At 62.4% G+C, this 18,597-nt stretch carries 20 protein-coding genes; 7 read left to right on the forward strand and 13 right to left on the reverse strand.

Annotated elements, in window-relative coordinates; translation table 11 throughout:
- Positions 1 to 53: 53 nt before the first annotated feature.
- Complete coding sequence (locus ACPWMG_RS04335; RefSeq protein WP_483303429.1) at positions 54 to 905, reverse strand: SDR family oxidoreductase; 852 nt, start codon at positions 903 to 905, stop codon at positions 54 to 56.
- On the opposite strand from ACPWMG_RS04335, the gene ACPWMG_RS04340 reads away from it, so the two are divergent.
- From ACPWMG_RS04340 to ACPWMG_RS04355, 4 genes are all read left to right on the forward strand, one after another.
- Entirely contained in the window at positions 896 to 2,044 is a 1,149-nt protein-coding gene (locus ACPWMG_RS04340; RefSeq protein WP_483303430.1) for a class I SAM-dependent methyltransferase, read from the forward strand. The two genes, ACPWMG_RS04335 and ACPWMG_RS04340, sit on opposite strands and share 10 nt — an antisense overlap.
- Positions 2,041 to 2,235, forward strand: a complete 195-nt coding sequence (locus ACPWMG_RS04345; protein WP_483303431.1) for a DUF2905 domain-containing protein — start codon at positions 2,041 to 2,043, stop codon at positions 2,233 to 2,235. Before ACPWMG_RS04340 ends, ACPWMG_RS04345 begins: the two co-directional genes overlap by 4 nt.
- Before the next feature lie 9 nt (positions 2,236 to 2,244).
- Complete coding sequence (locus tag ACPWMG_RS04350; protein WP_483303432.1) at positions 2,245 to 3,180, forward strand: ROK family protein; 936 nt, start codon at positions 2,245 to 2,247, stop codon at positions 3,178 to 3,180.
- A gap of 175 nt (positions 3,181 to 3,355) precedes the next feature.
- Positions 3,356 to 3,670 (forward strand): H-NS histone family protein, encoded by a 315-nt coding sequence (locus tag ACPWMG_RS04355; protein ID WP_483303433.1) that lies wholly within the window; start codon positions 3,356 to 3,358, stop codon positions 3,668 to 3,670.
- A 148-nt stretch (positions 3,671 to 3,818) separates the two neighbouring features.
- On the opposite strand, the gene otsA is transcribed toward ACPWMG_RS04355, so the two are convergent.
- The 5 genes from otsA to ACPWMG_RS04380 form a co-directional block, all read right to left on the reverse strand.
- Positions 3,819 to 5,225, reverse strand: coding sequence for an alpha,alpha-trehalose-phosphate synthase (UDP-forming) (gene otsA / locus ACPWMG_RS04360; protein ID WP_483303434.1), 1,407 nt, complete (start codon positions 5,223 to 5,225; stop codon positions 3,819 to 3,821).
- 31 nt (positions 5,226 to 5,256) lie between these two features.
- Positions 5,257 to 7,077: a glycoside hydrolase family 15 protein gene (locus ACPWMG_RS04365; RefSeq protein WP_483303435.1), complete on the reverse strand. Its 1,821-nt coding sequence runs from the start codon at positions 7,075 to 7,077 to the stop codon at positions 5,257 to 5,259.
- A 38-nt stretch (positions 7,078 to 7,115) separates the two neighbouring features.
- Positions 7,116 to 7,910 (reverse strand): trehalose-phosphatase, encoded by a 795-nt coding sequence (gene otsB, locus ACPWMG_RS04370; RefSeq protein WP_483303436.1) that lies wholly within the window; start codon positions 7,908 to 7,910, stop codon positions 7,116 to 7,118.
- 203 nt (positions 7,911 to 8,113) lie between these two features.
- Positions 8,114 to 9,544, reverse strand: a complete 1,431-nt coding sequence (locus ACPWMG_RS04375) for a sensor histidine kinase (RefSeq protein ID WP_483303437.1) — start codon at positions 9,542 to 9,544, stop codon at positions 8,114 to 8,116.
- 4 nt (positions 9,545 to 9,548) lie between these two features.
- Positions 9,549 to 10,220 (reverse strand): response regulator, encoded by a 672-nt coding sequence (locus ACPWMG_RS04380; RefSeq protein ID WP_483303438.1) that lies wholly within the window; start codon positions 10,218 to 10,220, stop codon positions 9,549 to 9,551.
- 164 nt (positions 10,221 to 10,384) lie between these two features.
- Between ACPWMG_RS04380 and ACPWMG_RS04385 the strand changes: the two genes are divergently transcribed.
- Genes ACPWMG_RS04385 through ACPWMG_RS04395 form a run of 3 tightly spaced genes read left to right on the forward strand, consistent with a single transcriptional unit; the run spans position 10,385 to position 13,192 of the window.
- On the forward strand, positions 10,385 to 11,404 hold the full coding sequence (locus tag ACPWMG_RS04385) for an ABC transporter substrate-binding protein (RefSeq protein ID WP_483303439.1): 1,020 nt from the start codon (positions 10,385 to 10,387) through the stop codon (positions 11,402 to 11,404).
- 49 nt (positions 11,405 to 11,453) lie between these two features.
- Entirely contained in the window at positions 11,454 to 12,275 is an 822-nt protein-coding gene (locus ACPWMG_RS04390; protein ID WP_483303440.1) for an ABC transporter ATP-binding protein, read from the forward strand.
- A gap of 41 nt (positions 12,276 to 12,316) precedes the next feature.
- Positions 12,317 to 13,192, forward strand: coding sequence for an ABC transporter permease (locus ACPWMG_RS04395; RefSeq protein WP_483303441.1), 876 nt, complete (start codon positions 12,317 to 12,319; stop codon positions 13,190 to 13,192).
- 92 nt (positions 13,193 to 13,284) lie between these two features.
- Here the strand turns inward: ACPWMG_RS04395 and ACPWMG_RS04400 are convergent, their stop codons facing one another.
- The 7 genes from ACPWMG_RS04400 to ACPWMG_RS04430 all read right to left on the reverse strand — a co-directional run bounded on the left by ACPWMG_RS04400 (position 13,285) and on the right by ACPWMG_RS04430 (position 18,546).
- On the reverse strand, positions 13,285 to 13,536 hold the full coding sequence (locus ACPWMG_RS04400; RefSeq protein WP_483303442.1) for a hypothetical protein: 252 nt from the start codon (positions 13,534 to 13,536) through the stop codon (positions 13,285 to 13,287).
- A gap of 25 nt (positions 13,537 to 13,561) precedes the next feature.
- Positions 13,562 to 13,966 carry a hypothetical protein gene (locus ACPWMG_RS04405; protein WP_483303443.1) on the reverse strand — a complete coding sequence of 135 codons (405 nt, stop codon included), beginning with the start codon at positions 13,964 to 13,966 and terminating at the stop codon, positions 13,562 to 13,564.
- A 41-nt stretch (positions 13,967 to 14,007) separates the two neighbouring features.
- On the reverse strand, positions 14,008 to 14,400 hold the full coding sequence (locus ACPWMG_RS04410; RefSeq protein ID WP_483303444.1) for a VOC family protein: 393 nt from the start codon (positions 14,398 to 14,400) through the stop codon (positions 14,008 to 14,010).
- The gene (locus ACPWMG_RS04415) at positions 14,397 to 14,822 is read right to left on the reverse strand and encodes a VOC family protein (RefSeq protein ID WP_483303445.1); all 426 of its coding nucleotides are present in this window, start codon (positions 14,820 to 14,822) and stop codon (positions 14,397 to 14,399) included. The genes ACPWMG_RS04410 and ACPWMG_RS04415 overlap by 4 nt, the downstream gene beginning before the upstream one ends.
- Positions 14,823 to 14,945: 123 nt before the next feature.
- Positions 14,946 to 15,722 (reverse strand): enoyl-CoA hydratase-related protein, encoded by a 777-nt coding sequence (locus ACPWMG_RS04420; RefSeq protein ID WP_483303446.1) that lies wholly within the window; start codon positions 15,720 to 15,722, stop codon positions 14,946 to 14,948.
- Positions 15,723 to 15,729: 7 nt separating this feature from the next.
- A complete protein-coding gene (gene pcaF / locus ACPWMG_RS04425; protein WP_483303447.1) occupies positions 15,730 to 16,947 on the reverse strand; it encodes a 3-oxoadipyl-CoA thiolase in 1,218 nt (405 codons plus the stop codon).
- Positions 16,948 to 16,956: 9 nt separating this feature from the next.
- Positions 16,957 to 18,546 carry a carboxylesterase/lipase family protein gene (locus tag ACPWMG_RS04430; RefSeq protein WP_483303448.1) on the reverse strand — a complete coding sequence of 530 codons (1,590 nt, stop codon included), beginning with the start codon at positions 18,544 to 18,546 and terminating at the stop codon, positions 16,957 to 16,959.
- Positions 18,547 to 18,597: the final 51 nt, after the last annotated feature.

Genomic DNA, 18,597 nt, shown 5'->3' on the forward strand with positions numbered 1-18,597 from the left:
TGGCGAAGGGTATGGCGCGGTGTCTTCTACAAAAAGGACAACAAGGCGCAGGGTCACATCAAGGAAAAGTCGCGCTCAAACTTCATCAGGTGCTGGCCACCGTCGACCACCAGCGTGGTGCCGGTGAGGGAGCGGTTGTCCAGCGCGAATTTAACTGTGGCGGCCACATCGGCCGGGGTAGACGAGCGGCCCAGCGGCGAAAGGCGGTGGCGCTCGGCAAAGGTGGCATCGTCGATCAGGTGGCTGGTCAGCGTCAACCCCGGGGCAACGCCTACGACCCGCACGCGCGGTGCCAGCGCCATGGCGAGCATGGTGCCGGCGGTTTCGAGTGCGGCTTTGGAGAGCGTGTAGCTGAAGAAGTCAGGGTTCAGGTTCCACAGCTTCTGGTCCAGCAGGTTGACCACGGCGCCTTGCGGCAGGCTGCCGTCCGGCCCGGCGGGGCGCGTCAGCAAATGCTGGTGCAGCGCTTGGGCCAGCAGCACGGGGGCAGCGGTGTTGCTGCGCCAGTGGCTTTCCATGGAGGCAAAGCTGAAGCTGTCGGCTGTGTCGTTTTCAAAAGCGGCGGCGCTGTTGACCACCGCATCTACGGTGCCGAAGTGTGCAAGCACCTGCGGGAACAGCGCCCTCACTTCGGCTTCGTTGTCGAGCCGCGCCTGAAAGGCCGCATGTTTGAGGTCTTTGTTGCGCGCCAGGTCTACACAATCAGCTACTGTTTTGTGAGCATCTTCAGCCGACTTCCAATAGTGCACGGCCACCTGCCAGCCGTCGGCCGCCAGTGCCAGGGCGATCTCGCGCCCCAACCGCTTGGCAGCCCCCGTGACCAGCACCGTGCGGCGCGTGGGCGTGTCTGCCGGAGTTACAAGCGAAGAACAGGACTCAGCGGGGCGCGTTACAGATGACGGCATTCAGAGACAATCAAGGGGTGACGACAACAACCGACAGTTTAACGACCCCCCTGCATGTGCATATCGTGGACCAGATCCACGCCGCCGGCGGCTGGATCGGGTTCGACCAATTCATGGCCCTGGCGCTGTACACCCCGGCGCTGGGTTACTACACCAACACCAGTGTCAAATTCGGCCCCATGCCCTACACCGTGCAAGACGGTGAGCGTGTGGCCGGCAGCGACTTTGTGACTGCCCCGGAACTCAGCCCGCTCTTCGGCTATTGCCTGGCCGCGCAGGTGCAAGAGGCGATGACGCACACCGGCACATCTGAAGTCTGGGAGTTTGGTGCCGGCTCCGGTGCACTGGCTCTGCAGCTTTTGACGACCTTGGGCGACGCCGTGCAGCGCTACACCATCGTCGACTTATCAGGCACTTTGCGCGCACGCCAGCAAGAAAAGCTGGCGGCGTTTGCGCACAAAGTGCGTTGGGTCGATGCTTTGCCCGACAGCATGCAAGGCGTGGTGGTGGGCAACGAAGTGCTCGACGCCATGCCCGTGCAACTGCTGGCGCGCAAAAACGGCGCATGGTTTGAGCGCGGCGTGACGGTCAACGTGGATGGCGCTTTCGCCTGGCAAGACCGCCCCACAGCGCTGCGCCCGCCCATCGATGTTGACGGTCCGCACGACTACCTGACCGAGATCCACCCCCAGGGCGAAGCCTTCATCAAGACCCTGGCGGAACGGCTGACGCAAGGCGCGGCATTCTTCCTGGACTACGGTTTTCCCGAGAGCGAGTACTACCACGCGCAACGCAGCGGCGGCACGGTAATGTGCCACCAGTTGCACCGTGCGGATGACGATCCGCTGGTGGCGGTGGGCTTGAAAGACATCACCGCCCACGTCAACTTCTCCGGCATTGCGCTGGCCGGGCAAGACGCCGGTTTTGAAGTACTTGGTTACGCCCCGCAAGCGCATTTCCTGTTCAACTGCGGCCTGGGTCCGGCGATGGATGCCTGCGGGCCGGTGCAGCGCGCGCATGCCGCCAAACTGGTGCACGAGCACGAGATGGGCGAGCTGTTCAAGGTGGTGGGTTTTACCAAAGGTGCTGTTTGGGACGCCATGGGTTTTGCCCATGGTGACCGCAGCTACACGCTGTGATCCGTTGGCTCATCGTTGTTTTCTTGGCTTTGCTGCTGATCAACTGGTTTACCCCGTTGCTGGGGAAACTTGGCTTCGGCAGGCTGCCCGGAGACCTGCGGTTCAAACTTTTCGGGCGCGAATGGTTTATTCCATTCGCCTCCACCATTGTGCTGAGCGTGATTGCCGGCGTTATTTCAAAACTAATCTAGTCTGATCTTATGAAAGCTTGTGTTGATATTGGCGGTACCAAGGTTGCCGTCAGCCTGACCGAAGGCGAAGCCGGCACGCCAGAGCTGAAAGCCCGCCGCGCCGAACCTACCGCCAAAACCGGCAACAACGATGCGCTGGCGGTGCAAATCATCCGCATGATTGGTGAGTCCGCAGCCGAGCTGGGCGTCGATGTGGCGAGCATCACCGAAGTCGGTGTGTCGTCCTGTGGCCCCTTTGTGCTGAACAACGGCTTGGTCGAACTGGCCGCGCCCAACATTTGCGGTGGCCTGGCGGGCCCGGCACGCGGCCTGCCTAATGACTGGATGTCGGCCCTGCTGGAAGCGCCTTTGCGCGCCAAGTTCGGCAAGGTGCGGGTCGAGAACGACTGCATCGCTGCGCTGGAAGCCGAACGCCGCTGGGGCGCACTGCGTGGGCTGGACCACTGCGCTTACGTCACGTGGAGCACCGGCATCGGCATGGGCCTGTGTGTTGATGGCCATGTGTTGCGTGGCAAAAACGGCAACGCGGGCCACGCGGGCCACATGTTTGTGGTCGACAACGACGACGCCCTATGCGGGTGCGGCAACGTGGGCGATATCGAAGGCATGGTGGCGGGCAATGCCATTGCGCGCCGTTTTGGTGTGGAGGCCGCACCCTTGTTCAAAAGCGCAGGTGAAGGCGATGCTGCCGCTTTGGCCATCGTCGATGAGCTCTGCCGCGTATTGGGCCGTGCTTTGTATAACCTGGTGGTGACACTCGATTTGCAGCGCATTAGCTTGGGTGGCAGCGTGTTCTGGCATAACCGCGAGTTGTTATTGCCGCGACTGCAAGCCCAAATTGATGGCCGTATTCCATCACTGACTTTAGGCTTTAGCTGCGTACCGGCTGGTTTGGAAGATAAAGTCGGCGATTTCGCGGCATTGGCCTTGTTGGAGTCCAACTAAATCGCCTGAGGGTTGCCGCGCGTAATGAAGCCACTGCGCGCGGGATGGCTTGGCTCATATTTGTGAATTAATGCTTGTCGCCTCGAAATATCGAATTCATTTCGGGTCGAAATGCACGCATTTGATTCTGTGAATATAATATGGCGTATCTTTCATTCAATCATCACACAGCCATATGTCCAGCTATAAAGAACTTCTTCAGCAGCGCGCTCAATTGGATCAGCAAATCAGCGAAGCACGTCAACGCGAAAACGCGGCTGCTTTGGCGCAAGTTCGTGCTCTGGTCGCCGATTTTGCTTTGACGCCGGAAGATGTTTTTCCTACAGGCAAAACCCGTGGCCCTAAAGCCGCAGGCGAAGCGAAGGCTCCAGGCGCTCGTGTTGCTCCTAAATACCGTAATCCCACCACAGGGGACACCTGGACCGGTCGTGGCAAGCCACCACGTTGGATTCAAGACCAGGATCGCGCCCAATTCCTGATTGCGCAGTAAGCTCCAACGCGGGCAGTAAGGCATTCTTCAATGTCTTTATTGCTTGGCTTCAGACGAAACGTTTGAAACAAAAAAGGCCGGTAATCCCGGCCTTTTTTGTTTTATTGGTGAATGGTTCGGAATCTGAGCAAATCAACTTTGTATTACTTTACAAATGGCTCATATTTCCATTCTGTGTGGATTCTGTTTCAGAAAGTACCTCAAGAAAACGATGTCGCCACCAATGAACATCGTATACACGAATTTGTTTTAATAGATTTTGGTGACGATCAATTCGCTCCGGTAATGTCATTTGAAGCGCTTGCTGAATAACCTCGGCAGTTCCATGCTCGTCATATGGATTAACCATTAAGGCTTCTTTCAATTGCTCGGCAGCACCGGCAAAGCGCGATAAAACCAATACGCCGGGATCTTCCGGGTCTTGCGCCACCACATATTCTTTTGCCACCAGATTCATGCCGTCACGCAGCGGCGTCACCAGGCCGACGCGGGCCGCGCGGTACAGGCCCGGCAAGCGATGCCGCGCCACGGTGCGGTGGATGTAGCGCACGGGCATCCAGTCCAGCTCGCCGTAGTCGCCATTGATGGCACCACAAAGGTGCTCCAACTCCTGGCGGATATCGGCGTAGGCATCCACCGTTTCGCGCGACGGTGAGGCCACCTGGATCAACGTGGCGCTGTTGCGGTTCTCCGGGTAGTTGGCCAGCAGGTGGCGAAACGCACGCACGCGCTGCGGCAGGCCCTTGGAATAGTCCAGCCGGTCAATGCCGAGCAGCAGACGGCGGCGGGCGTATTCCTCGCGCATGCGTTGCGCCATGTCCAAGCCTTCGCGCGCGTTGGCCAGGTCTTGGAACTCGTTGACGTCGATGCCGATGGGGAACGCTTCCGCCCGCAAGGTGCGCCCATAGGCTTTGTAGAGCCCGGGTGCCGGCGTTTCCACCGGCACCTCTTGCTGCAGATAAGCCGCGAAGTGCTGCACGTCGGCCTCGCTTTGAAAGCCCACCAGGTCGTACGAAAACATCGAGCGCATCAGCCACTCGTGCTGCGGCAGCGCGCTCATGATTTGCGCGGGTGGCAGCGGAATGTGCAAGAAGAAGCCGATGCGGTTGGTGCAGCCCATGGCGCGCAGCTCGGCGCCCAGGGGAATCAACTGGTAGTCGTGGATCCAGATCACGTCGTCGGGCTTGAGCAGCGTCATCAGCTTGCGCGCAAACATCTGGTTGACGCGACGGTAGGCGTTGACCAGTCCGGTGTCAAAGTTGGCCAAATCCAGCCGGTAATGGAACACCGGCCACAACACACCGTTGCTGTAGCCCAGATAGAAGCCGTCGTGGTCTTCTTGGCACAGGTCGACGGTGGCCAGCGTCACCTCGCCGGCTTGGCGCACATGCAGCTCACCTTCACCGGGCGTGCCGTCAGTTTTGATGGTGCCGCTCCAGCCAAACCACAGCCCGCCAGTGGAGCGCAAGGCTTCGCCCAGAGCCACCGCCAGGCCACCAGCGGCCACCTTGCGCGGATCAGCAATCCGGTTCGATACAACAACTAAACGTCCCATGGTGCACTCCCTTTTTTTGATTTTTGGTTTTTTAGATCTGGCTGTCCCACGGCGCGGACAAACGCATCGCCGCGTTGATCACCCCCACCATCGAATAGGTCTGCGGAAAGTTGCCCCACATCTCGCCGGTGACCGGGTGTGTGTCTTCCGACAGCAACCCCAGGTGGTTGCGCACCGCCAACATGGCCTCGAAAATGGCGCGCGCCTCGTCGATGCGGCCGATGCGCGCCAGAGCGTCGATGCGCCAGAAGGTGCAGATGTTGAAAGCCGTCTCGGGCTTGCCAAAGTCGTCGGCGGCCTCATACCGGCGCATGTAGGGGCCATCGCACAGCGACTTTTCCATGGCTTCCACGGTGGCCACAAAACGCGAATCACGCGGGTCGATGAAGCCGACCTCGGCCATCAGCAGCACGCTGGCGTCGAGGTCGCGGCCGCCAAAGCTTTCCGCGAAGGCCTGGCGTTCTTCACTCCACGACTTGGCCAGGATCTCTTCGCGCATGCGTACCGCGTGCGCCTGCCAGTAATCCACTCGCTCGGTCAGCCCCAGCACGTGGGCGATCTTGGCGAGCCGGTCGCAGGCGGCCCAGCTCATCAGCGCAGAAGAGGTGTGGATGCGCGCACGCGTGCGCAGCTCCCACATGCCGGCATCGGGCTGGCCGTAGACGCGTACCGCCTGTTCACCCACGGCTTCGAGGTGCCCAAACTCAGCCGTGCCCGCACGATGCAGCAGGCGCTGGTCATGGAAAGCCTGCGCCGCACCCAGCACGATGTTGCCGTACACGTCGTGCTGGAAATGCTCTTGCGCCTGGTTGCCCTGGCGCACCGGGCCCATGCCGCGAAAGCCTTGCAGGTGCTCGATGAAACTCTCGGGCAGCTCGCGTTCCAGGCCGATGCCGTACAGCGGCTGGATGTGCGCGCCCTTGGAACTGGCCACCACATTGGACAACCAGCGCAGGTAGTCTTCCATGGTGCCCACTTCAGACAAGCTGTTGAGTGCGCGCACCACAAAAAAGGCATCGCGCAGCCAGCAGTAGCGGTAGTCCCAGGTGCGCTGGCTGTCGGGCGCTTCAGGCACGCTGGTGGTCATGGCGGCGACGATGGCGCCGGTCTCTTCAAACAGCGACAACTTGAGCGTGATGGCCGAGCGGATCACCGCGTCTTGCCACTCCAGCGGCACGGCCAAACGCTGGCTCCACTTCTTCCAGTACGAGATGGTCTCCTGCTCGAACAGCCGCGCCGTGTCGCCCAGGCCGGTGTCCAAGGATTCGTCGGCGCCGAGCAGAAAGTTGTGTTCGCGCGTCAACAAAAAAGGCGTTTTGTCGATGACGTAAGACACCGGCACGTCGGTGCTCAGGCGCAGGGTTTGCTCGTCGCCCACAAAGCGCAGGTGGTTGCTGCCGCGTGTGACTTCGGGGGCGTCTACGCCCCAGTCGTAGCGCAGTTCGAGGTTGACACGAATACGTGGGGCGCCCTGAATGGGGCGAACGCGGCGCACGATGCAGGTGGGGCGAAAATAACGCGAACGGCTGAAGAAGCGCGGCGCAAAGTCGGTGATCTCCAAGCCGTGGCCGGCGGTATCAAACAACTGTGTGCGCAGCACGGCCGTGTTGGGCTCGTACCACTGGCGGCTGCTGGCAAAGTTTTCGATTTCAATGCCAAACGCGGTGGCGTCTTCGCCGGGTTCCAGCAGGGCGTTGAACACCGGTGGGCTGTCGAATCGCGGCAGGCAACACCAGACGATGCGAGCGCGTTGGTCGACCAGCGCACTGAAGGCGCAGTTGCCGATCACGCCCATGGAGAGCGAAGCTGGAAGTGGTGCACCAAAGCCCGGAGATGTTTCTGGTTGCGGCATGTTGGGGCTCCTTGAAGGGGGTTGAAAATCGCGCCGTGTTATGAAGCCTTGGGACTTTCGGGGGGCTTTTGATTCCGGCGCGGGGTGTCTTTTAGGGCGGAAGTCTGGCTCGGGTGGTCGGCCAGCAACGCCAGCCATTCGAGTACCGCAGCGGGGCCGGTGCAGCGGTGCAGCGCCTGGCTAGGGCCGACGCCCACCTTGATGCCAAAGCCTTGCAGGCGTTGCACGACTTCAAAGCCGCTTTCATCGGTGACGTCGTCGCCGGCAAACACCGGCTGGCGGCCTGCAAAAGGGGCTTCTTGCATGAACGCTTCAATCGCACGCCCTTTGTTGACGCCCGCAGGCTTGGCCTCAAACACCCGTTTGCCATGCAGCAACGCCAGGCCGGGCTGGTCACGCAGGGCGTCGGTGATGGTGTCGCGGCACAAGTCTTCCAGATCAGGTGCGTTGCGGTAGTGCAGCGACACGCCCGTTTCCTTGCGCTCCAAACGCAGGCCGTGGTAGCGCTCGGCCAGGGGCACCAAGCGGTCGATCACGGCATTCAAATCGGGCGCAGGGGAGGCCACCAGCTCTCCAGCAGCATCGCGTCTGCGCGCACCGTGTTCGCCGGCTGACGGCAAAACCAGGGGCGCCAAAAAGGCATCCACATCGACGATGCGCCGGCCGGTGATGATGGCCAGCGCGCCGCCCAATTGCTGCTGCAGCCGCGTCAACAGCGGCACCAGGGTGGGTGGCACGTGCACAAGTTCCGGCTGGTCGGCCAGCTCCACGAGCGTGCCGTCAAAGTCGAGAAAAAGGGCGATAGGCTGAGAGAGGCGAGGCAGGGTTTGCATGTGGGTAAACCATAACAGGCTCGCTTGTAGGACAGTGCCGGAAAATCGTGTGGATGCTCAGCATCGCTGGCCGTGCGCGGGGCCAGCGACGGTGTGTTACTCGCCGAGAAGGCTGTTTGAAAAATGAGCCGTTTGCGCTTGTGGGATGAGCACAAGTTGCTATCAATGCGGTAGCGTTGTGGTCGGTTGATGCAACACTCAACTCAGCTTGACGCGTCAGCCGCCAGCGCAGGAAAGACCACCGACACCACCAGGCCTTGTGCCTCGTCTGGCGGGCTCGCCAGCGTCACGCTGACCGCAAAGGCATGGGCAATCTGCTGCACGATGGCCAGGCCCAAGCCGGTGCCTTCTGTGTCTTGCGAGGCGCGGTAAAACCGCTCGAACACGCGCTCGCGCGCTTCCACCGGAATGCCCGGGCCGTTGTCTTCTACCGTCAGCTCCACGGCATCAGCCAAGCGGCGTACGGCTACGGTGACGCGGCCGCCCTCGGGGGTGTAACGCAGGGCGTTGTCGAGCAGGTTGGTGGTCAGCGCATCCAGCAGCGCGGGCTGGGCGAGCACCTTGGCTTGCGTGGCATCGGGCGCAATGTCCAGGCCCAGGTCGATGTTGCGGCGGTCGGCCAATGCCGCGAGTTGCTCTACCGCACGCAAGGCCACAGAAGCCAGATCCACCGGCCCCAACTGGGTGTGGGCGTCACTGTGTTCGGCCTGCGCCAACAGCAGCAGTTTGTTGGTCACGTCCACCAGGCGGCGGTTGCTGGTTTGCATCTCGCGCCACAGGGTGTCCATGTCGGCGCGGCGCGTGTCCCACTCGCCACGGTGCTGGCGTGTGTAGCGCGCGAATTCAATTTGTGAGGCTTGCAGCGCCAGCGGTGTGCGCAACTGGTGCGCCGCATCGGCAATGAAGCGGCGCTGCGCTTCGGAGTGCGCCTTGAGTTGGCTCACAAAGCGGTTCAAGGTGTCGGCGATCGGCCGCAACTCGGTGTGCAGCGCGTCAGCGTTGACCGACAGGTCGAGGTGCAGGGGGTCACGTTGCGCCAGATGGCGGCTGAGGCGCACCACCGGGCGTAACTCCAATGTGAGTGCCAGCGTGGTGAGCACAATCGCCAGCAGCAGTGCGATGAGCAAGTACTCCATCGTGGGCCACCACAGCGTGTTGAGCATGTGGTCGCGGCTGCGCGTGGTTTTACCGACGGCAATGGTGACTTCTTGCGCGCCGGCCACGTCGTACATGGCACGCGTGGTCACCACCGCACGCGCCGGAATGTTGTCGATTACGGTGTCGTACCACTGCGCGCGGTCAGAGCCCTCGGCGCGGCGCACGGGCGGCAGTGGAAAGTCGGGCGAGCCGGCCAACACCGTGCCATCGGCGCCCACTACGCTCAAGAACACACGGTCGCGTTCGGTCGAATTGAACAGGCTCAAAGCCGAGGGCGGCACGCTGGCTTGCACGTTGTCGCCTTCCCAGATCAGCCGGTCAGACAACACCTTGGCAGACGCCAGCAGGTCGTGGTCTTGCACGTAGTCGGCCACGGTGGCGGCGTTGCGCCAACTGAGGTAGCCACACAGCGCCACAAACACTGACAGCGGCAGCAGCAGCCACAAGGCCAGGCGGATGCGCAGGCTGTTGAGCACGGATTTACTCGTCTCGGGTGCGCAGAAGGTGGCCCACGCCGCGCAGCGTGATGATGGTCGCCTCGCTGTGTTCCAGTTTCTTGCGCAGGCGGTGCACATAGATGTCGAGTGCATCGGCGCTGGGCTCGTCGTCCAGCCCAAACAGCGCGTCGAGCAGTGCTTGTTTGGAGACCGTGCTGCCCGCCTTGAGCATCAGCGTTTCCAGCAGCGTGCGTTCGCGTGGCGGCAGAGGCAGCTCTTTGCCGGCCAGCGTGAACTGGCGTGTGCGCAGGTCGTAGTGCAGGTCACCGCAGCTCAGGTCGTTGCTTTTGGTGGGCATTTGCCGGCGCACCAGCGCCTTGATGCGTGCCACCAGTTCGCGCGCCTCAAACGGTTTGACGAGGTAGTCGTCGGCCCCAATCTCCAGGCACAACACCTTTTGGTCGAGCGAGGCGGTGGCGGTGAGGATGATCACCGGCACGCTGTCGCCGCGTTCGCGCAAGCGGCGCAACACGCCTTTGCCCGAGAGCTGCGGCAGGTTCAAGTCGAGCAGCACCACGTCGTAGCGCGCTTGCTGCAGCAGGCGGTCTGCGGCGTCGCCGTCTTCCACGTGGTCGACCACAAAGTCTTGCTCGCGCAGCAGGCTGGCCAGCCAGTGCGCCAACTCGGGCGTGTCTTCTATGAGCAAGAGTTTCATGGTGCTGCGGATTCTAAGGATGCCACTGGAAACACGGTGGCTTGAGGGTAATCCACTAGAAATGTTGCGGTGCAGCGAAAGCTTGCCGAAGGATGCCAATTTCTAAACTGATTTCAACCTGCCGCAATCGCCAGCAGGTCTTCATCTTTCCGCCAGGAGACACCATGTTCGCTTCATCCGCTTCCCGTCGTACCTTGTTGGCCGCCGCTCTTTCCGCCGCTTTTGCTATTGCCGCCCCAGTGGCTCACGCGGCAGACGCGCCCATCACCATCATGGTGGGCGGCATCAACAAGATCATCTACCTGCCGGCCAAGCTGACCGAAGCCCTGGGCTACTTCAAGGACGAAGGCCTGAACGTCGAGCTGCAATCGCAACCTGCCGGTGTGGACGCCGAGAACCAGTTGATCGCTGGCGCCGTGCAAGGCGTGGTGGGCTTTTACGACCACACCATCGACCTGCAAGCCAAGGGCAAAGAGATTGAAGCCATTGCGGTGTTCTGCAAGGTGCCGGGCGAGGTGGAACTGGTGTCGACCAAGGCCGCACCCACCTTCAACACCATGGCCGAAGCCAAGGGCAAAACGCTGGGGGTGACGGGCCTGGGTTCGTCCACCGAGTTCCTGACGCGTTACCTGGCCGACCGCCAAGGCCTGGCCTCTAAAGACTATTCGCTGCTGCCCGTGGGCGCCGGCAACACCTTCATCGCGGCGATGAAGCAAGACCGTATCCAGGCCGGCATGACCACCGAGCCCACGGTGTCGCAAATGATCAAGTCGGGCGACGCCAAGGTACTGGTCGACCTGCGCACGGAAGCCGGTACACGCGCCGCCATCGGTGGCCTGTACCCCGCCGCCAGTCTGTACGTGCAAAACGAATGGGCCGATGCGCACAAAGACCAAGCCGGCAAACTGGCGCGCGCCTTTGCCCGCACCATGGCCTACATCCAGACCCACACGGCCGAGCAAATTGCTGAGCTGGTGCCACGCGACTACTACGGCAACGACAAGGCCTTGTACGTTGAAGCGCTGAAGGCTTCGCTGCCCATGTTCACCACCGATGGCCGCATGCCCACCGGCGGCCCCGAGACCGTGCTGCGAGTGCTCTCCACCTACAAGCCACAGGTCAAGAGCAAGAACATCGACTTGTCCAAGACCTACACCAACGCCTTCCTGGCTACTGCGAAGTAAACCAAGTAAGCGCAACCATCCAAGTCATTTCCAAGCAAAGAGATTCACCATGAAGAACGACTTGCCCGCTGGTGCTGGCGCTGCTGCCGAAGCCGCAGCCACCCCGGCCATTGAATTCAAAGACGTGTCGCTGCGCTTCATCTCGCAAGACGGCAACGCCACCGTGGCCTTGCGCAACTTCAGCATGGCGGTGGCGCGCGGCGAGTTTGTCGCCGTCGTCGGCCCCACCGGCTGCGGCAAGTCGACCACGCTGAACATGATCACCGGCCTGCTGAAGCCCACCGTGGGCGAGGTACGGGTGATGGGCCAGCCCGTGACCGGCATCGACCCGCGTATTGGTTTTGTGTTCCAGGCCGACGCCGTGTTCCCGTGGCGCAGTGTGGAAGACAACGTGGCCGCCGGCCCGATGTTCCGTGGCAAGTCCAAGAAAGAAGCGCTGGAGATGGCGCAGGAATGGATCCACCGCGTGGGCCTTTCCAAGTTTGGCAAACACTATCCGCACCAGCTCTCGGGCGGCATGCGCAAACGTGTGGCGCTGGCGCAGACCTTCATCAACAACCCCGAAATTTTGTTGATGGACGAACCGTTCTCGGCGCTCGACATGCAGACCCGTACCTTGATGCAGGACGAGTTGCTGCAACTCTGGGGCGGCACCGGCGGCTCGGTGGTGTTCATCACCCACGATCTGGAAGAAGCCATCGCGCTGGCCGATCGCGTGTTTGTGCTGTCCGCCCGTCCCGGCACGCTGAAGCGCGTGTACGAGATCGACATGCCGCGTCCGCGTGTGATGTCGGAAGTGCGTTACGACCCGCGTTTCGTTGAACTCTCAAAACACATCTGGGACGACCTGCGCGAGGAAGTCAAGGTATGACCGCGTCCGTCATCAGCCCCTCGATCCAAGAAAGAAATTCCATGAACGCAACAGGCATCACCCCCGGCAACGCCGCCTTGCCAGCCTCGCTCAGCGATGAAGCGCTGGCTCGCGAATCCGAAATCGCACAAGCCGCCATCCGCCGCCGCAACTCCATGATCATCGCCTTGCGCCTGCTGGTGCTGGTGGTGGGCTTGGGCGGCTGGGAACTGGCCGCGCGCTACAAAGTCATCGACCCGTTTTTCTATTCCATGCCTTCGATGATCTGGGCGCAGATTGTGGAATGGGTGAACGAGGGCACGTCGCAAGGCCCGCTGTGGCAGCAGGTGCTGGTGACGCTGGAAGAAACGGTGATCGGCTTCCTCATCGGCTCGGTGGCCGGTGTGGTGTGCGGCATCTTGCTGGGCCGCAACAAGCTGCTGTCTGATGTGTTCAGCCTCTACATCCAGATCGCCAACTCCATCCCCCGCGTGGTGCTGGGCTCGGTGTTTGTCATTGCCCTGGGTCTGGGTATGGCGTCGAAGGTAGCGCTGGCGGTGGTGATGGTGTTCTTCGTCGTGTTTGGCAACGCCTTCCAGGGTGTGCGTGAGGCCGACAAATACATGATCGCCAACGCGCAAATCCTCGGTGCCTCCAAGCGCCAGGTGACATTTGCGGTGGTCATCCCGTCGGCCATGTCGTGGATCTTGGCCAGCTTGCACGTGAGCTTCGGCTTCGCCCTGGTGGGCGCCGTGGTTGGCGAATTTTTGGGCGCCAAAGAAGGCATCGGCCTGCTGATCGCCACTGCACAAGGCGCGTTCAACGCCAGTGGTGTGTTTGCCGCGATGATTGTGTTGGCGGTGGTGGCACTGGCTGCTGACTTCTTGCTCAGCCGCGTGGAGAAGCGTCTGCTGAAGTGGCGCCCTGCAGCGTTCTGATCCAGACCGCAACCCACAGCAGAAACCATAGCCCCTGACGCACATGTACTGTGCGTCAGGGGCTATTTTTCTTTAAGCCTAGAGCCAGCAACTCATGGACATTTGTAGGGGCTGGCGCCGGCCACCTCTTGTTCCGTGCTGGCATCCACCACCTTGACCGTCGCGCCAGGGTGCTCCATGCAGATGCTGGTGCGTGCATCCGACAAGCCACGCGCGTCCGTCGTGATGCTGCCGGTCACCGGTTTGCCGTCTGGCGTGGTGGCCGTGAACTTGTAAGAGCCGGGCGGCGCGGCACACGCGGTTAACAGCAGTGCGCCGCAGAGACTGGTCAACAGTTGTCGCATGGCAGTCCTTTCCGCAAAAAATACATCATGCCTCAGGCGCCCAGCGCAGCGTCAGAATGCAACTCGGCTCCAGCCCAAAAGAGCGGTGGTAAATGCCCGCGCCCCAGGCCACAAAGTCGCCGGTGCGGCGCAACACATAGGCCTCGGTGGCACTGGGCTCGAACGTGGGCGACAGGCTGAACTCGATCTTGAAAGCGCCTGGCGGCCCGGCCAGTAAGGCAAGCGTGCGGCCTTCGCTGATGGGCTTGTCTTCTCCATTCGGGTGGCCTGCAGGGTGCATGTACCACTTCGCACACAGGCCTGTGCTCGCCATGTCCGTGGGCATGTGGCGCAGGTTGGCTTTGCCGTCTTGGGCCCAATCGCTGAAACCCACAAACCAGCCGGTGCCGTGGGTGTCGAGTTCACCGGCGTTGCCAAATTCGATGTCCATAGAACGCGATGCTCCTCGTACTGTTTTGCCAGGCCTGCCGTTCACCCGCCGATGGGCGAGCACAACTCCACCAACACACCATCCGGGCAGCGCACGTATGACACCACTTGTCCCCAGGGCTTGGTCTTGGGGGCGGCCAGTTCTGTGGCGCCAGCCGCAATGGCTTTGACGTGCGCTGCGGCCACGTCGTCTGTGACCAGGGCCACTTCAAAACCCAAAGGTTGCGCCGACTGGTGCGCTTGCACATGTCCGCCAGGGAAGTTGTCGTCGCCCAGCGCATGGGCCGCGAAGGCCAGAGCGGTGGTGCCGGTTTCCAGCTCGCCGTAGGTGCCAGACTCGTGCAGGAAGCGGGTGGTGATGCCGAAGGCTGCCTGGAAGAACTTGAGCGATGCGGCCACGTCGGGCACGTAGACGATGGTGTAGCCAAACTTCATGGGGTGTCTCCAGTCGTTGATTTGGGTTGGATCAGATCCCACAGATTGCCGTACAGATCTTGGAACACGGCCACCGTGCCGTGCGGTTCTTCTTTGGGGCCGCGCACAAACACCACGCCTTGGGCGGTGTAGTTTGCAAAGTCACGCGCAAAGTTGTCGGTGTAGAGGAACAGGAACACGCGGCCGCCGGTTTGGTTACCGATGTGTGCGGCTTGCTCGGGTGTTGATGCACGGGCCAATACCAAGCCTGATTCACGCGAACCGGGTGTGCTTCCGGGTGGGGTGACCAGCACCCAGCGCTTGTCTTGTGCGGGCATGGCGCGGTCTTCAACCAAGGTGAAACCGAGCTTGCCGACATAGAAGGCAAGGGCTTCGTCGTAGTCGCGCACCACGACGGATACGTGGCCGAGGAACTGGGGCATAGGGTGGCTCTGAGTTGGTGAGCCAGCCATCTTAGCCGCCTAAAGCGTGGCCTGAGGTCACGTTCTGCCGTCTATCAAAACCATAGCTGCTCTCCTCAGAACCATAAGCGGTGGGCGCCCTTTTTACTTAAAAACTGCGGGCCTCTTTTCTAGCCGTGCGCGAATGCCTTCGGTTTTATCGGCCGTGGCAAACAGCAACTGAAATATACGCCGCTCCAACTGCAAGCCTTGCTCCAATGGTTGGCTGTCTGCCGCCAGCACGGCTTCCTTGATGAGTTGTATGGCGAGCTGCGGGCCCGCTGCCAACTGCGTGGCGAGCGTGATGGCGCGGGCTTCTACCGCCGCATCCGGCTGTACTTCGCTGACCATGCCGAGCGCCAGGGCTTCCGCTGCGGTGACCGGCGCGCCGGTCAGCAGCAACTGCATCGCGCGAAACTTGCCCAGGGCTTTGGTCAGTCGTTGTGTGGCGCCGCCGCCGGGCATCAGGCCGATGGTCACTTCGGGCTGGCCCAGCCGCGCGCCTTCGCTGGCGATGAGGATGTCGGCGTGTTGCGCCAGCTCGCAACCGCCGCCTAGGGCAAAGCCGCGCACTGCGGCGATCACCGGCTTGCGGCACTGCGCGATGGCGTCCCACAGGCGGCCCATGTGGCGCTCGGCCACCTCGACGGCGCTGGCGTCCACGTATTCGGTCAGGTCGGCTCCGGCACAGAAGGCGCGCTCGCTGCCGGCCAGCACGATGACGCGCACTTCTGCGTCGGCCTCCAGCCGCGTGAAGGCATCAGCGAGCGTGTGACGTAGCGCCAGGTTCAGCGCGTTGAGTTGAGCTGGCCTGTGCAAGCGCAGCAGGGTGACATGTGGTGCGGGGCGTTCTTCCAGCAAGACGGCGTTGAGGTTCTCCATAACCTGGTTAAACCCGCTCAAACGCGACCGCAATGCCTTGCCCCACGCCAATACACATGGTGCACAGCGCGTAGCGGCCTCCGGTGCGGTGCAGTTGGCGCACGGCCGTTAACGCCAAGCGTATGCCCGACATGCCCAGTGGGTGGCCGAACGCAATGGCGCCGCCGTTGGCGTTGATGTGTTCACCGTCATCCGGCAGGCCCAGGCTGCGCAACACCGCCAAGCCTTGGGCGGCGAAGGCTTCGTTGAGTTCGATCACGTCGAAGTCGCTGATGGTGAGGCCGGTTTGTGCCAACAGCTTTTGCACGGCGGGCACCGGGCCTATGCCCATCACACGCGGCGCCACGCCCGCTGTGGCGATGCCCACCACACGCGCCAGCGGCTGCAAGCTGGCACGCGCGGCACCGGCTTCGCTGGCCAGCAACAGTGCCGCCGCGCCGTCGTTCACGCCCGAGGCATTGCCGGCGGTCACGCTGCCGGCGGGGCGGAACGCAGGGCGTAGTTTGGCCAGGCTCTCGGCGGTGGTGTCGGCGCGTGGGTGTTCGTCTTCGGTGACGACGGTGCTGCTGCCTTTCGTCCCAGGAATAGTGACGGGGGCAATTTCTTCAGCGAGCCACCCGGCCTGCATGGCACGTGCGGCGCGCTGCTGGCTGCGCAGCGCAAAGGCATCTTGGTCGGCGCGCGAGATGCTGTGTTCTTGCGCCACGTTCTCCGCTGTTTCGCCCATGGCGTCAACGCCGTAGAGCGCTTCCATGCGCGGGTTGACGAAGCGCCAGCCGATGGTGCTGTCGTGGATTTCGGCATGGCGCGAAAAGGCGGCCGTGGCCTTGGGCATCACCAGCGGTGCGCGGCTCATGCTTTCCACACCACCGGCAACAGCCAGATCGAGTTGCCCGGTGGCAATGCCGCGTGCGGCGCTGGCGATGGCCTCCAGGCCCGAGCCGCACAGCCGGTTGACGGTGGCTGCCGCCACGCTGATCGGCAGGCCCGCCAGCAGCGCGGCCATGCGCGCCACGTTGCGGTTGTCTTCACCGGCCTGGTTCACGCAGCCGTAGTAGACCTCTTCCAGTTGCGCCCAGTCGAGCTGCGGGTGGCGCTGCATCAACACCTGCAGCGGGTGGGCCGCCAAGTCATCGGTGCGCACGCTAGCAAGCGCGCCGCCGTAGCGGCCAATGGGGGTGCGGATGCCGTCGCAGATAAAGGCGTGTTTTAAAGCAGTGTTCATGTGTGAGTCTTAGAACGGTGCTCGGCCCAGGGCCTGCGTGTAGAAACGGTCATAGAAGTCGAGCGCGGTGCGGAAGGGCACGTCACCGGCTTTGATCTCGTCGCCGATATACATCGTCTGGCTGGCCGCGCTGGTGAACGCGGGCCAGGTGGCCACACCCGTGCCGTTCGGGTCACCATTGCGCGCAAAGTTGACCAGGTAGGTGGAGGCCGTATCGGCAATGGCTGCGTCGGTGGCGTTGTAGTCGCGTGTGGGCACGCTGCGCGCAAGGTTGTTGTAGAAGTACACCTGCTCCAGCGAGTGGTAGGCACCGTAGCGCGAGGGTGGATCCAGCTCAGTGAACTTCTGCCCAGCAAAGTAGTTGGGGCGGCGGTTGAAGAAGTAGAGAAACGTTTTCGATTTGCCCAAGCGTGCATGCGCGCGCGCCAGCGTCCACGGCTGCCAGGCAAACAGGCTGTCGCGCATGGGGGCGTAGGCCATGGCCAGCACATCGGCATCGCTGGCCACGGGGTAGGTGGCTTTGAAGTCATCGACCAGCGTGCCGTAACGCGCGGCGGCGGTGGTGTTGTAGGCCGCCAGTGTGGTGGCGAACGCGGGGTAGGGCGTGCCTTCGTCCGAGTTCCATCCGGCCAGCAGCGGCACATCGTTCACGGCACCGCGTTTCAGCAGCAAGTCCAACTGGTCGGGCAGCACGTAGCCATCAACGATGGGGCCGACCAACGCACCGGCGGCGGCCATCACATCGGCGGCGGACTTGGCGCGCAGCGCGGCGAGTGTGGTGGCGCCCAGCGTGGTGCCGAGCGCGGTGCCAGAAGCCTCGGCTTGGGCCAGCGTGGGGTTGGCGGTGGAGCTTGGCAAGGCGGCCAAACTCTCGGTCACCATGCGGTGGAACAGTCCACTGGCTGGTGGCGAGGCCAGCAACACACTCGCCAGCCCGGCACCCGCCGATTCGCTGTAGAGCGTGACGTTGGCCGGGTCGCCGCCAAACGCGGCGATGTTGGTCTTGACCCATTGCAGCGCGGCAATGGCGTCGAGCAGCGCGTAGTTGCCCGAGGCATGGTTGGCCGACTCGGCCGTCAGCTCAGGGTGCGCCATGAAGCCCAACGCGCCCAGGCGGTAGTTGAGCGTGACGACCACGGCGCCCTTGGCGGCCAAGCCCGTACCATCGTAGTTGGCCTGTGCGCCCGAGCCCAGCAGATAGCCGCCGCCGTGCAGCAGCAACATCACCGGGCGCTTGGTAGTGCCGATGCTGCCGTTGTTGCTGGCCCCGGTCCACACGTTGAGGTACAGGCAGTCTTCGCTCTGCGCGGGTGCGGGTTGGTAGAGGATGGCGCCGGGCAAGCCGGCCGGGCGGTTGCCCATCACACACGCGTTGGAGAAGTTGTCGTTCTGCCGCACGCCGCTCCAGGCGGCCACGGGTTGCGGCGCCTTCCAGCGCAGATCGCCTACTGGCGGCGCGGCAAACGGGATGGCTTTGAATACGCGGTGGGCTTCGGTGGAGTCGCTGGTGGCGGCGACTTTGCCGCCGGTCACGGTCACGATGTCTTGTGCGGCACTGTAGCTGTCGCCGCCGCCTGAGCAAGCGCTCATCGTAGACATAAGCAGGGCAGTGCAAGCTATGCTGAAGATGGATTTGCTGATGGTTTTTGT

Source organism: Hydrophilobacter chitinilyticus, from assembly GCF_049860745.1.
Taxonomy (GTDB): Bacteria; Pseudomonadota; Gammaproteobacteria; order Burkholderiales; family Burkholderiaceae_C; genus Rhodoferax_B.